Genomic DNA, 13,277 nt, shown 5'->3' with positions numbered 1-13,277 from the left:
GAGGAAGAGGTCAGAATGCAAGCCCCCGATGATTTCAACCCAGTGCCTGGACAAGCTGTGGAACTTGCTCAAGGCCTAAGACGGGTGCTTGCCCCAAATCCCTCACCGATGACATATCGCGGTACGAACACTTACCTTCTGGGTGAAACAGACATCGCCGTCATCGATCCGGGACCGCTGAGCGACGCACATTTGTCGGCGATTCTCGATGCATTACAGCCCAATCAGCGGATCAGCCATATCTTCGTCACTCACACCCATCTTGATCACTCACCCCTAGCTGCCCCTCTTGCGGCCCATACAGGCGCACCGGTTCTCGCTTTCGGAGGACCCCAAGCAGGCCGCAGTGAGGTTATGACGGAATTGGCGCAGAATGGGTTTGCGGGCGGCGGTGAGGGAATCGATATGGATTTTCGCCCTGATATTGAACTGGAAGACTGTGCATGTATTTCTGCGGACGACTGGACGCTTGAAATCATCCACACACCCGGCCATCTCGGCAACCATATTGCGCTCGCCTGGGGCGATGTTTGCTTTACAGCGGATCATGTCATGGGATGGGCCAGTTCGCTGGTCTCACCGCCCGACGGGGATCTGACCGACTTCATGGCCGCCTGCCATCGCCTTCGCGCGAGAGAATGGTCAGTCTTTCATCCCGGCCACGGCGCTCCTGTAACGGAACCAAACAATCGCCTGGAGTGGCTGATTCATCACCGTCTTTCGCGCGAATCTCAGATTCTTGACGAACTGATCAAAGGCCCGGCCACTGCACGTCAGCTTGCACAGCGTATTTATGTAGACACGCCTGGTGCATTGCTGCCAGCGGCGGAAAGAAATGTATTCGCGCATCTGGTCGATCTGACCGGAAAGGCCCAGGTCGCACCCGTTGAGACGCTTTCAGCACAGTCCGAATTTATCAGGCTCAGTTAGCGGCAAACTTTTTTCATCGGCAATGCGCTTCCCCTCTGGACGACGAAATTCCGTGTTGTTATACGCCCCTCAGTTCCGGCGTAGCTCAGCGGTAGAGCAGTTGACTGTTAATCAATTGGTCGTAGGTTCGATCCCTACCGCCGGAGCCAATATCCAAATAAAACTCAACGCGATAGGACGCCTGAATTCACGGGCTGAACTGATGCAATGACATGCACGGGGTCGATCAATTTCGAACCAATGTCACCCGCCCGTTCAACCGTGAGGATTGGCTTGCCTACATTGATGCCGCTGATTAGATAACTCTGTGTGTAGTGAAATCTCTCCTGAAGCAGACGATAGCGGATTAACAAAAGCGTAGGAATTCAGACCAGATATGGGCCGCGAATACGAAATTGGGATGCTATGGGTCGAAGGTCCACTGAGCTATGTTGAAGTCCTATGCGCCAAATCCTTTCTGGATGCGGGCCATCATGTCAAACTCTACCACTACAAAGATGTTCAAAATATCCCGAAAGGTGTGGAACTGGTCCGTGGCGACACTGTGCTTGCAGAAGATCGTTTCATCACACATGGTCGCACAGGTAGTTTTGCGCTATTTTCAGATGTATTCCGTTATCATCTTCTGCAGCAAAATGACCGTATGATTTGGGCTGACCTTGATGCCTATTGCGTCAGGCCCTTCGAGACGGAATCCGGACATTTCTTTGCCTGGGAATCCGATCATCACATCAACGGGGGCGTATTGGGCCTGCCTTCCGACAGCGAAACATTGGGTCACCTCATTGAAATGACCGAAGATGAATATGGTATACCCGAGTGGTTTGGACCGAATGTAAAGCGGCATTTTGAGAAACTGAAGGATGCGGGCACTCCGGCCCATGCGAGCGATCTACCTTGGGGAATTTGGGGGCCACACGCCATAACCCACTATCTCAAGAAATCCGGTGAATCAAAATATGCGCTTCCAACCAATAGTTTGTATCCAATAAGCTTCAAGAACCGACGTTTTCTGATGCGAAGCAAGATGGTGCGGAAAGTCAGGCGCTCGATCACGCGCGATACCTATTCCGTTCACTTCTATGGCCGTCGCGTTCGCCAGTTTCTTTCAAGCATTGGCGGCCTTCCAGAGCCCGGTAGCTATATGGAATTTCTTTTGGAGAAGCATAAAATTGACACATCGGCAGCACCGGTGTTCACGCGTCAGGAGCGAGAGCAATCGAAGGAAACAGACCAAGCCTGAGCCAAAATGATTGATCTAAAAAGGTTGCCGAGCGTGTTTCTATACCTGAAATTCAAAAGGTATCATACAGTTTGAAGAACTTAAGAGTGGTCCGTCATTGTCCACTTTCAATCAAAGAATTTGATGAATTCTGAATGCGCGTATTTCAGCAACACGTTTGAATAATCAGGTGCTATTAATAATCAGCAAAATCACGATTGACCCTCTGGACGATGCCAAAGCTGATTGCTATACGGCGCGGACCGTTCCGGCGTAGCTCAGCGGTAGAGCAGTTGACTGTTAATCAATTGGTCGTAGGTTCGATCCCTACCGCCGGAGCCATTCTTCCCCCGTTTGGCAATCACCCCATCAGCACGTCGCTAAAATCCGCACGCAAGTTCCGTTTCAGGACTTTGCCGGTTGCGTTCAATGGCAGAGCGTCGACGAATACAACTTTGTCTGGCACCTGCCATTTGGCGATCTTACCGTCGAAGAATGAAAGTAAATCCTGCTCGGTCGGCTCTTGGCCTTCCGCCTTCACAGCAACCAAAAGCGGGCGTTCATCCCACTTCGGATGTGGCACACCCACAACCGCCGCTGTCGCCAGTTGAGGGTGCGCGACAGCGATATTTTCCAGCTCGACCGAACTGATCCATTCGCCACCTGACTTGATAATATCCTTCGATCGGTCGCGGATGGTCATAAACCCATCTGGGTCCAATGTTGCCACGTCGCCGGTTGCGAACCAGCCATCCTGCAACAAAGCCTCATCTTGCATGTGGAAATAGCTGTCTAGCACCCAATGGCCGCGCACCATCAGATCACCCTGCGTTTCACCGTCATGGGGAAGGTCGCTGCCATCGTCATCTACGATTTTCAGTTCAACCCCAAAGGGCGGGCGGCCTTGGCTCTCGCGTAGTTTGTGTTGTGCTTCAATGGGCATTTCCAGATGCTTGGCCATAGGATAGTTCGTAGTGCCCAGCGGGCTCATTTCACTCATACCCCAGGCATGGACGGTATCGACGCCATAAGTCTCGCGAAAGGTTTCGATCATCGAAGGCGGGCACGCTGCACCGCCGATAACGGTACGATCCAAGCTTTCCAGTTTGGTTCCACATGTCGCCGCATGCGCCAGAAGGCCCTGCCAGATGGTTGGCACACCCATTGCCAATGTCACGCCATAAGTGTCGATCAGATTGACCAATGCTTCCCCATGCAAACCCGGCCCCGGCAATACCATGCGTGAGCCGGACATGGCGCTGGCATAGGGTGAACCCCAAGCATTGACGTGAAACATTGGCACCACCGGCAATACCACATCCATCGCGGAATAGCCGATCACATCACGTGTGTTTGACGCGAAACTGTGCAGCAAAGTCGAACGATGCGAATACAGAACACCTTTGGGGTTTCCTGTTGTGCCCGATGTGTAGCAAAGGCTAGAGGCGGTATTCTCATCAAAACTGGGCCACGCATAATCCACATCACCGGTTTCAATCAACTCGTCATAGAAGATCAAACCAGGTACCTGAGACAACGCGGCCTCATCTCGTGCACCCATCAGCACGAAATGCTGCACCTCGGTCAGATGCTCCTGAAGCGCGGCAACCAAGGGCAAGAAAGTTGCATCAAAGAACAGAACCCGATCCTGCGCGTGGTTGATGATATAGGTCAGTTGCTCAGGGAAAAGACGCGGATTGATCGTGTGACAGACGAAGCCCGCGCCGGATACGGCATAGTAGATCTCAAGATGGCGGCGGTTATTCCAGGCCAGTGTGCCCACTCGATCCTGCGGCTGTAGCCCAAGATTCATAAGCGCCGAAGCCATACGGCGGGCGTTCTGCGCGATCCCCGCCCAGTTGGTCTGGGTCACGGCCCCGTCCGTCTCGACCGAGATTATCTCAGTCTGTCCGTGATAGCGTTCGGCGTGATCAATAAGCGACGAAATCAGCAAAGGCTGCGTCATCATCTGTCCCAGCATGGACAATCCTCCCATCGTCAGCGCTTGGCCGCGCCCTTCTACATTGGCAGAAACCCTGCCAAGATTTTAATTGTCTGACAATAAGAGAGTTTGGCTGAGTGCCGTGTCAACCTCGATGGCGTAGCGCGTACTCGACCAGACCGGCTGTCGAACCATCCTTGCCTTCGGTGCCAACTTCGCCATCGACAATGGGCCCCAGAGACGTCGCCAGTTCTTTGCCCAGCTCAACGCCCCATTGATCGAATGAATTGATGCCGAGCAACACGCCTTCGACAAAAACCCGATGCTCGTACAGCGCAATGATCTGGCCCAGAACATATGGCGTAAGCTGCGGATATATCAGGGTTGTTGATGGGCGATCCCCCGAGAACACACGGTGGCGCGCCTGACGCTCCAGCTCTTCGCCGGTCAAACCTTTATCCACCATCCGCGCGCGGGCTTCATCCAATGATCGGCCTTGCATCAGAGCCTCGGACTGAGCCAGGCAATTGGCCAGAAGCAGACGATGATGATGGGCCAATTCAGGCTCATGCCCATTGGCTGCCACCATGAACTCGCACGGGATCACGTCAGTGCCCTGGTGAATCAGTTGATAGAATGCGTGCTGTCCATTGGTGCCAGGCTCGCCCCAAACCACCGGACCTGATGGCATGGCCAACGCACTGCCGTCCATTGCGACAGATTTGCCGTTCGATTCCATTTCAAGCTGCTGGAAATACGCTGGAAGCCGCAGAAGGCGCTGATCATAAGGCAAAACCGCACGGCTGGCGTAACCCAAAACCTGCCGATGCCAGACACCGACAAGCGCCAACATAACCGGCATGTTTTCAACCCACTTCGCCGAGCGGAAATGCAGGTCCATCGCCTGCCCACCTCGCAGAAAAGCATCGAATGCATTTGAGCCTACAGCGATCATCACCGGCAATCCGACCGGGCCCCAGACCGAATAGCGTCCGCCCACCCAGTCGGCGAAACCGAACACGCGCTCTTCTGGGATGCCAAATGCAGCTGTCTTATCCACCGCGCTCGAAACGGCAGCGAATTGCTGCGACGGGTCTCCGCCTCCATCCACCATCCAAGCCCGCGCCGTCCGCGCGTTGGTCATGGTTTCGATGGTGGTGAAGGTTTTCGAGGCCACAATAACCAGCGTGCGCGTCGGGTCGAGCATGCGCAACGTGTCGGCGATATACGCCCCGTCCACGTTCGAGACGTAATGCAACTTTGGACCATCGTGATACGGTGCCAGGGCATGTGTCGCCATGACCGGACCAAGATCCGAGCCGCCGATGCCGATATTCACAACATCCGTAAAGCTGCCCCCTGCCCCCTTGATCGCCCCGCCGCGCACCTCTTCGGCAAACACGCGCATCCGCTGCAATGTTTCCAGAACGTCTGGCATCACGTCCTGACCATCCACCTCGACCGGACCGCCATCGAGGTTGCGCAACACCGTATGCAGTACCGCACGCCCTTCGGTCTCGTTGATCTTTTGGCCCGCAAACATCGCAGTCCGGCGATCCGCCAATTTGGCCTGGTCACAGAGTTGAAAAAGTGCAGAGCGAATGTCGTCGTTGATCTGAGTTTTAGAGTAATCAAACAACAAGTCGCCGCTGGACGTGGAAAAACCCTCGGCCCGGTTTGAATCTGCATGGAACAGATCAAGTATTCTGCGATCACCGATCAATTTAGCCAGAGATTTCAGTTGATCCAATTGCATGGTGACTACTCCGCCCAGTGGACAGTCATGCCGGTTAGCACGGCCGCGATAGGCGCCTCTTCTGGCGGTAGTGACATGGCGCGATCCAGCGCATCGCGCTTGGATTCTCCGAAGATAATGAGGTGTTTTGATAACGCACCTTCGAGCACGGGTGCGGTCAGTGTTATTCTCGCCTCGGGTTGCACGTCTGTCCTTGCCACCGCAAGTGTGGGCGCGCGGCTGTCCAGCGCGGCAGTCAGGCCCTGCATCCCAGGAAAAAGAGAGGCCGTGTGCATATCCTCACCCATGCCAAGAACCAGGACCGACAGAGGCAAGACGGGAGTGATCAGGCTCTCGATCTCAGGCAGAACCGCCTCGGGCTCATGACCTGCGACAAACAATGGCAGGTACTGCGCGACAGAAGCGCGATTGGTCAATAGACGCTCGCGGATCAGCCGCTCGTTCGATCGTTCTTGGTCTCCCGGTACACACCGCTCATCTGTCGGCAACACGCGCACGCGATCCCACTCAAGATCAGCCGCGCATAACACATCAAACACCGGACCCGGGGTGGTGCCTCCGGGAACGGCAAGCGAAACAACATCGTGGTGCAACAACGCGGACTCAAGGTCTCCGGCCAGTGCATTCGCGACATCAATGGCCAGCATGTCACGGTCTGCATATTCTTTAATATTCATGGGTTTATTCCTTGCCAGCGGCGGTGATCTCTCTTCATCAGCAGTTCGGCGTCGCCCGGGCCAGTGCTGCCATTTTCATAGGGTTTGGGCACGTCACCACGCGCCTGCCAGCCCGCAATGATCGGGTCGGTCCAAGCCCATGCTGCCTCGACCTCATCACCGCGCATAAACAGGGTCTGGTTGCCGCGAATGACATCCATCACCAGCCGCTCATAGGCGTCCGGCGGGTCCTGATTTTCGGGTCCAAGCGCCTCGGCAAAGCTCATGTCCAGCGGAACGTCGACCAGCCGCATCCCACCCTGCCCCGGCTCTTTGATCGTCACTTTCAGAGTAATGCCTTCGTTCGGCTGCAACCGAATCGAAAGCGCGTTTGCGTGACGCCCTGCCTCTTCGCCGAAAATCGAATGCGGCGCATCCTTGAACATCACATTGATGACCGACGACCGCGCCACCAATTCCTTACCAGTACGCAGATAAAATGGAGTGCCGGCCCATCTCCAGTTGCTGATATGCGCGCGCAAAGCCACATAACTCTCGGTCGTGGACCGGTTGTTACCCACAACCTCGCGATACCCCCGACCCTGTTTTTCACCGGCAAACTGTCCCCGAACAATGTGGTGCGGTTCAACCGGGTCCAGCGCACGGATCACCTTGAGCTTTTCGTCGCGCACCGCATCCGGGTCAAACTTTGCGGGCGGTTCCATCGCGATCAGACACAAAAGCTGCATAAGGTGGTTCTGCATCATGTCGCGCATGGCACCTGCACGCTCGTAATACTCTTCTCGCCCATCGATGCCGACTGTTTCCGCAACGGTGATCTGAATGTGATCCACGTACTGGCTGTTCCACAATGGCTCGAACAACATGTTGCCGAACCGGACCGCCATCAGGTTTTGTACCGTTTCTTTGCCCAGATAGTGATCAATTCGATAGATTTGCCCCTCATCAAAATGCGACGCCAACGTTGCATTCAAAGCGCGCGCACTTTCCAGATCGTGCCCAAACGGCTTTTCAACAACGATCCGGGTCTGAGGGGTGGCGAGATTATGCGCTCTGATCCGCTCGGCCAGCGGACCAAATAGTCTGGGACCCACCGAGAAATAGAACGCTCGGATTCGATCCGTGCTCAGCAATTCGGACAATGGAGCCCACCCGTCTTCGGACAAGGCATCCAGCGGAACATAATTTATGCGCTGCAGAAAACCTTTTACCGCCTCCGGGTCTTTAGACCGTTTTGGCGCATACTGACGCAAAGATTCGGCAACTATATCCCGAAAGGATTCAACGGTCAGCGCACCCCGTGCCGCGCCTATGATCCGCGCGGCCTCGGGCCATTGTCCGGCGCAGTAACGCCGAAACAGAGCCGGAACGATCTTGCGCTGCGCCAGATCGCCGGTTCCGCCGAATATGACCAGATCAAATGGGTCAACGGGTATGACGCGAGAAACCATGGCTTTTCCTTACCTTGCCAGTCGTGGCATGTCCAATGTTAGCGCAATCAAAATGTCGAAATCTTCGAACATCAAAACTCTGTCAGCAGGGTGTCAACGTACTTAACTAAACCGGCACGAACGATTAAGTCGGTTTGGTAAATGCACAAAACCGGATGCCGGAATGAAAGACAACGCCACTCAGGCTGCAAATATCGGGAAGTTTCAAAACAGTTTGGTGACAGCGGACGGGCAAACGCGCGCGTCTGTTGCGTTATCCAATCCGGAAACTCTGTGGTTCAATACCGGCACGCTGTGCAATATCGAATGCGTCAACTGTTATATCGCCAGCAGTCCCACCAATGACGCGCTGGTTTACATCGCAGCAGATGAGGTTCGCGCTTATCTGGATCAGATCGAAGAACGCCAGTGGCCAATCCGCGAGATTGGCTTTACCGGTGGTGAGCCCTTCATGAACCCTGAAATGATCGAAATGACCCGCGCAGCGCTTGAACGTGGCTACGAGGTTCTGATTCTGACTAACGCCATGCAGCCGATGATGCGTCGCACGATGCGTGAAGGGTTGCTGGAGCTGCAATGTGACTATGGCGGCAAGCTGACACTGCGCATTTCGGTCGATCACTACCGCCCGGAATTACATGATGAAGAGCGTGGAAAAGGCAGCTTTGCCAAGACGCTGATCGGTATGGAATGGCTGCGGGATAACGGCTTTAAGATGGCGATCGCCGGGCGTACCGTGTGGGGAGATTCTGACGCCGACAGCCGTGCAGGCTATGGCGCATTCTTTGCAGAACATGGTTTTGACATCGACCCTCAAGACCCGGGTCAAACCGTGTTGTTTCCCGAAATGGATGAATCCGTAGAAGTGCCTGAAATCACCACCGCTTGCTGGGGAATTCTTGATAAATCTCCAGATGCTGTGATGTGTGCCAGCTCGCGCATGGTGATTAAGCGCAAAGGCGCAGAACGTCCGGCGGTTTTGGCATGTACGTTGCTGCCATACTCACCTGAATTCGAAATGGGCGAAACCTTGGCCGAGGCCGAAGCCGACGTGCATCTAAACCACCCGCACTGCGCCAAGTTCTGCGTTCTTGGAGGGGCCAGTTGCTCCGGTTGATCAGTTAAGTTCGGGTGATTTCCAGAATTTTGTACCTGAGGCTCCCGCTGACACCCGCCACCCCTTCTTGCTCAAAACAAAGAAGGATCGGCCATCGGTAAAGCGCAGCGTGTCTCCCGCACGATCCTCACCATACATTGCGCCTGTCTCCGCGGTCGCATCGTAGCCGTGATCAATAAAATTCTCTAGATCCGCAGAGGTTTCGAACAGGATCACGAACTTGGTTTCAAAGCCCCCGATCCCAATAGCTCCGCCAACGCCCCCGGTCCCCATGTTCATATAGGTGTGTTGTCCTGTGTCTTTTGAAACGGCCACACCGCGCCCATAACCTGCAGATACCGGAAAAACCGTCACCTTGCGCGAGTCAAAAACCGCGTATCCAGCGCAGACATCGTTTAGTTCTTGTGCCTGTGGATTCTCGGCAAGTAGTTGATCAAGAATTTCGCCCGCCATCAAATCCAACTTGGCACGTGTCTCTTCAGGCGTGGCCTCGTTTCTTAGCAGTTCCGAAGTCGAATCAATGGTTTCGTCGACGGCGTTCGCACCTTTCTCGATTGTGTTCCCAACACCTTCTGCACCGCGACCTATCGCGTTTGCAGTATTCTCAGCCCCCTTTTTGATCTTGTCCAGAACCCCTTCGGCGATGGCAGGACTGGTCAGGAAAACCGCAGCGGCGAGGATAAGATATCTGAGCATAGAGTGATTCCGTGTAAGACCATCAGTTTGGTCATTACATTATCTCAATCGCGACATTTGAGAACCGGACTTTCGATTCCTGAAAGGATATCCGACGCCCGATTAGTTCACACGAAACTCTCCAACCATATTCCGCCATTCGCCCGGAGCGATCATCTTTCGATGTGTGAACCGAACAGAATGCAGCGGTCCTTCAATTTCTTTTTGCCAGAAATCCACGAATTCAAAAAGTTTGGGGTGATCCGGGGCAAGATCATAATCCTGCCAGATAAACGTATTCAGAACGTGTATGTAATCGGGCATGTGATAGAAAAATTCTGCGGTTGTCAGCCCGTACCCTTTCAACATGAGTTCGGTTTCGTTTTGCGCCATCCAGACCTCCAATTTTGTTGCAAGGTCTTCTCAGGGTAACACGAAAATCACCTAATACTTAGATAACAATATGTTACTCTACTGTTACCGGGCTAATTTGGCCACAAGACGGTTGCTTGCTTGCACCTTATATGCCTGGTCTGATAAGGTGCATCCACAAGATATAGATCAAAAACAAGACACGGGCAGCCTACGTGAGCGATACGCCAGAAATACCTGAAAACATGGATGAAACACCGCCCGAGCGCCCCGTTTATGACGGCCCGACGGTATCCATCGAATCCGAGATGCGCACGTCCTATCTGGACTATGCCATGTCGGTCATCGTGTCGCGCGCCATTCCCGATCTGCGCGATGGTTTGAAACCAGTGCACCGCCGCATCCTGTATGCAATGCACGAAACCGGGAACACGCACGAAAAGGCCTACCGCAAATCGGCCCGCCCGGTCGGCGACGTGATGGGTAAGTACCACCCGCATGGTGATAGTGCGATCTATGACGCGCTGGTGCGGATGGCACAGGATTTCTCGATGTCTCTGCCGCTACTGGATGGTCAAGGCAACTTTGGCTCGATGGACGGCGATAACCCGGCTGCCATGCGTTATACCGAAGTTCGGATGGACAAGCCTGCCGCGTCCCTGCTGGCCGATATTGAAAAAGAGACGGTCGATTTTCAGGACAACTATGACGGCAAAGACAAAGAGCCGACCGTCCTGCCCGCCCGTTTCCCAAATATGCTCGTCAACGGTGCCGGCGGTATCGCTGTGGGTATGGCAACGAACATCCCTCCGCACAATCTGGGTGAAGTGGTTGATGCAACTCTGGCGCTGATCGATGACCCGGACTTGACCTCGGAACAGTTGATCGAATACGTCCCCGGCCCCGATTTCCCGACCGGCGGCGTAATGCTGGGCCGGTCCGGCGCGCGCAAAGCTTATCTGGAGGGCCGTGGGAGCGTCATCATCCGTGCAAAGACCCGTGTCGAGGAGCTTCGTAAGGACCGCTACGCCATCGTTGTCGATGAGATCCCCTATCAGGTGAACAAAGCCGCGATGATCGAAAAGATTGCCGAAGCCGTGCGTGAGAAGCGGATCGAAGGTGTGTCCCATGTGCAGGACGAATCCGACCGAAATGGTGTGCGCGTCGTCGTCGAATTGAAGCGCGATGCAACACCCGAAGTGGTGTTGAACCAGCTCTATCGTTTCTCACCGATGCAAACTTCTTTCGGCTGCAACATGCTGGCCTTGAATGGTGGTCGCCCCGAACAGCTGACCTTGCGCCGCTTCCTGACATCTTTCATCGATTTTCGCGAGGATGTGGTTGCCCGTCGTACAGCGTACGATCTGCGCAAAGCACGCGAACGCAGCCATATTCTCTGTGGTCTGGCGGTCGCTGTTTCCAATGTGGACGAAGTGGTCGCCACGATCCGCTCGTCTACAGACGCGGCACAAGCACGTGAAAAGCTGATGACCCGCCGTTGGCCGGCGGCAGATATCGAAGGCTATCTGCGTCTTATCGACGATCCTCTGTCAAAGATGAACGACGACGGCACCTATAACCTGACCGAAGTTCAGGCCCGCGCCATCCTCGAACTGCGTCTGCAACGTCTGACCCAACTGGGTGTCAAAGAGGTCACGGACGAGCTTGAAGAACTCGCCGCGAAGATCAAGGAATACTTGGATATTCTATCTTCGCGCGAACGCATCATGTCGATCATCGGCGATGAGCTGCGCAGCGTGCGCGACCAGTTTGCCGTTCCACGTCGCACCGAGATCGTCGATTGGTCCGGCGACATGGAAGACGAAGACCTGATCGAGCGCGAAGACATGGTCGTGACCGTCACATCGGGCGGATACATCAAGCGCACCCCACTGGCTGATTTTCGCGCCCAGAAGCGCGGTGGCAAAGGTCTGTCAGGCATGCAGACCAAAGAAGAAGACGTGGTCACCACCCTCTTCGTGGCGAATACCCACACGCAGTTGTTGTTCTTTACAACGGATGGCATGGTCTACAAGCTTAAGACCTGGCGACTGCCGCAATCGGGGCGGACTGGCAAAGGCAAAGCCATCGTCAACATCCTGCCGATTCCAACCGGGGTTTCTATTGCTGCAATTATGCCGGTGGATGTCCCGGATGAAGAATGGGAAAACCTGCAGATCATCTTCGCCACCAGTGCAGGAACTGTGCGGCGCAACCGTTTGTCAGATTTCACCAACGTCAAGCGCAACGGCAAGATCGCCATGAAGTTCGAAGAGGATCACGCCGACACCAAGTTGATCAACGCGCGTATCTGTTCCGAAGATGATGACGTCATGCTGGTCACTAAATCTGGCCGCGCAATCCGCTTCCCAACAACAGATGTACGGGTGTTCAACAGCCGCTCGTCTGTTGGTGTACGCGGTGTGCGTCTGACCGGCGATGATGAGGTGGTTTCGATGTCTGTCATCCGCCACTTCAACGCCACCTCGGATGAACGGGCCGCTTACCTTAAAATGCGCCGCCTTATGGCCGGTGTCACCGATGAATCCGAGACGGAAGAAGATGAAGGTAACGCCGACAGTGTGCTGCCTCAGGAACGTTATGCCGAGATGTCGGCTGCCGAGAACCTGATCCTGACCATTACGGCAGGGGGCGCGGGCAAGCTGAGCTCAAGCCACGATTACCCGGTTCGCGGACGCGGCGGTATGGGCGTGGCAGCGATGGACAAGGCCATGCGCGGCGGTAAACTGGTGGCATCCTTCCCCGTTGATATTGACGACCAGATCATGCTGGCCACCTCAAAGGGTCAGTCGATCCGGGTGCCGGTTGATGGGATCTCTTTCCGCTCCCGCAGCGCGGGCGGTGTGAAAGTCTTCAACACGGGCAAGGGCGAAGAAGTCGTCAGTGTTGCCTGGATTGCAGACCAGGGTGATGAAGAAGCCGAAGAGTGAAGGATCGAGAAAGAAATCGGGTGAGTTAAGCTCGGTTTCTTTGGTCTAAACCTTCCAATTACCGCTCTGCGGAGATAGTGTTGAAAAAGTCGACGTTGGAACTGCCGATGAGCGATGGCAAAAGCCGCTTGGGATGTTCCTCTCAGCCTGTTGGTTCTGGTTGCGGGGCTAGTTTTGCGAGTTT

10 protein-coding genes and 2 tRNA genes are annotated in these 13,277 nt (G+C 54.7%); 6 read left to right on the top strand and 6 right to left on the bottom strand.

The genetic code is table 11. The annotated features are described in order from the left end of the window. Positions 1-15: 15 nt before the first annotated feature. From ACR0IU_RS00060 to ACR0IU_RS00045, 4 genes are all read left to right on the top strand, one after another. Entirely contained in the window at positions 16-930 is a 915-nt protein-coding gene (locus ACR0IU_RS00060) for an MBL fold metallo-hydrolase (protein WP_480714828.1), read from the top strand. Between the two features lie 74 nt (positions 931-1,004). After that, positions 1,005-1,079 (top strand) — tRNA-Asn (locus tag ACR0IU_RS00055). A 395-nt stretch (positions 1,080-1,474) separates the two neighbouring features. Continuing rightward, on the top strand, positions 1,475-2,173 hold the full coding sequence (locus tag ACR0IU_RS00050) for a hypothetical protein (RefSeq protein ID WP_480714827.1): 699 nt from the start codon (positions 1,475-1,477) through the stop codon (positions 2,171-2,173). 246 nt (positions 2,174-2,419) lie between these two features. Next, positions 2,420-2,494: transfer RNA gene (locus ACR0IU_RS00045), tRNA-Asn, on the top strand. A gap of 19 nt (positions 2,495-2,513) precedes the next feature. Here the strand turns inward: ACR0IU_RS00045 and ACR0IU_RS00040 are convergent. The 4 genes from ACR0IU_RS00040 to zwf form a co-directional block, all read right to left on the bottom strand. After that, entirely contained in the window at positions 2,514-4,133 is a 1,620-nt protein-coding gene (locus ACR0IU_RS00040; RefSeq protein WP_480714826.1) for a long-chain-fatty-acid--CoA ligase, read from the bottom strand. A 106-nt stretch (positions 4,134-4,239) separates the two neighbouring features. Continuing rightward, positions 4,240-5,850 (bottom strand): glucose-6-phosphate isomerase, encoded by a 1,611-nt coding sequence (pgi, locus tag ACR0IU_RS00035; protein WP_480714825.1) that lies wholly within the window; start codon positions 5,848-5,850, stop codon positions 4,240-4,242. 5 nt (positions 5,851-5,855) lie between these two features. After that, positions 5,856-6,527, bottom strand: coding sequence for a 6-phosphogluconolactonase (gene pgl, locus ACR0IU_RS00030; protein ID WP_480714824.1), 672 nt, complete (start codon positions 6,525-6,527; stop codon positions 5,856-5,858). Next, a complete protein-coding gene (gene zwf, locus ACR0IU_RS00025) occupies positions 6,524-7,978 on the bottom strand; it encodes a glucose-6-phosphate dehydrogenase (protein WP_480714823.1) in 1,455 nt (484 codons plus the stop codon). The genes pgl and zwf overlap by 4 nt, the downstream gene beginning before the upstream one ends. 163 nt (positions 7,979-8,141) lie before the next feature. Between zwf and ACR0IU_RS00020 the strand changes: the two genes are divergently transcribed. Then, a complete protein-coding gene (locus tag ACR0IU_RS00020; protein ID WP_480714822.1) occupies positions 8,142-9,095 on the top strand; it encodes a radical SAM protein in 954 nt (317 codons plus the stop codon). Here the strand turns inward: ACR0IU_RS00020 and ACR0IU_RS00015 are convergent, their stop codons facing one another. Together ACR0IU_RS00015 and ACR0IU_RS00010 are read right to left on the bottom strand one after the other, a co-directional pair. Further along, positions 9,096-9,791: a lipid-binding SYLF domain-containing protein gene (locus ACR0IU_RS00015; RefSeq protein WP_480714821.1), complete on the bottom strand. Its 696-nt coding sequence runs from the start codon at positions 9,789-9,791 to the stop codon at positions 9,096-9,098. Between the two features lie 102 nt (positions 9,792-9,893). Continuing rightward, positions 9,894-10,163, bottom strand: coding sequence for an usg protein (locus tag ACR0IU_RS00010; protein WP_170539990.1), 270 nt, complete (start codon positions 10,161-10,163; stop codon positions 9,894-9,896). A 224-nt stretch (positions 10,164-10,387) separates the two neighbouring features. Here ACR0IU_RS00010 and gyrA point away from each other — a divergent pair, with 224 nt between their 5' ends. Continuing rightward, positions 10,388-13,093 carry a DNA gyrase subunit A gene (gene gyrA / locus ACR0IU_RS00005; protein WP_480715280.1) on the top strand — a complete coding sequence of 902 codons (2,706 nt, stop codon included), beginning with the start codon at positions 10,388-10,390 and terminating at the stop codon, positions 13,091-13,093. Positions 13,094-13,277: the final 184 nt, after the last annotated feature.

Source organism: Ruegeria sp. CL5, from assembly GCF_056536485.1.
Note: the sequence above shows the minus strand (reverse complement) of the source record. Positions and strands in the feature narration are given on the sequence as shown.

Bases quoted from the DNA above. Each gene is read 5' to 3' on its own strand.
- ACR0IU_RS00060 (WP_480714828.1), top strand. From the start codon at position 16: ATGCAAGCCCCCGATGATTTCAACCCAGTGCCTGGACAAGCTGTGGAA.
- ACR0IU_RS00040 (WP_480714826.1), bottom strand. From the start codon at position 4,133: ATGCTGGGACAGATGATGACGCAGCCTTTGCTGATTTCGTCGCTTATT.
- pgi (WP_480714825.1), bottom strand. From the start codon at position 5,850: ATGCAATTGGATCAACTGAAATCTCTGGCTAAATTGATCGGTGATCGC.
- pgl (WP_480714824.1), bottom strand. From the start codon at position 6,527: ATGAATATTAAAGAATATGCAGACCGTGACATGCTGGCCATTGATGTC.
- zwf (WP_480714823.1), bottom strand. From the start codon at position 7,978: ATGGTTTCTCGCGTCATACCCGTTGACCCATTTGATCTGGTCATATTC.
- ACR0IU_RS00020 (WP_480714822.1), top strand. From the start codon at position 8,142: ATGAAAGACAACGCCACTCAGGCTGCAAATATCGGGAAGTTTCAAAAC.
- ACR0IU_RS00015 (WP_480714821.1), bottom strand. From the start codon at position 9,791: ATGCTCAGATATCTTATCCTCGCCGCTGCGGTTTTCCTGACCAGTCCT.
- ACR0IU_RS00010 (WP_170539990.1), bottom strand. From the start codon at position 10,163: ATGGCGCAAAACGAAACCGAACTCATGTTGAAAGGGTACGGGCTGACA.
- gyrA (WP_480715280.1), top strand. From the start codon at position 10,388: ATGGATGAAACACCGCCCGAGCGCCCCGTTTATGACGGCCCGACGGTA.